The sequence below is a fragment of the Pseudomonas brassicacearum genome, assembly GCF_003732265.1.
GTDB lineage: Bacteria > Pseudomonadota > Gammaproteobacteria > Pseudomonadales > Pseudomonadaceae > Aquipseudomonas > Aquipseudomonas brassicacearum_D.
Window position 1 is genome coordinate 1 of record NZ_MOBK01000051.1, and the last position, 270, is coordinate 270.

Consider the following 270-nt stretch of genomic DNA (forward strand, 5'->3'; position numbering starts at 1 on the left):
AGCGAGGCAGTTGCCACGGTGCCCAGAGTGATCGCGATAATCTCTGCCGAGAGGATGAAGTCTGTGCGAATCGCGCCTTTGATCTTGTCCTTCTCGTACGCCACCAGATCGGTCGCCGGATCAGCTACCGCCTCAGTCAGTTGCGCATGTTCGGCTTCATCTTCAGCCGCACTGTGCAGAAACTTGTGCGCGAGCTTCTCGAAGCCCTCGAAACACAAGTACGCACCACCGACCATCAACAACGGCGTCACCAGCCACGGCACGAATGCG

1 protein-coding gene is annotated in these 270 nt (G+C 58.1%); it reads right to left on the minus strand.

The features are described 5' to 3' along the window. Window positions 1-270 (minus strand): DUF808 family protein (locus BK660_RS29990; protein WP_123436394.1); only part of this gene is annotated, 270 nt, incomplete at both ends.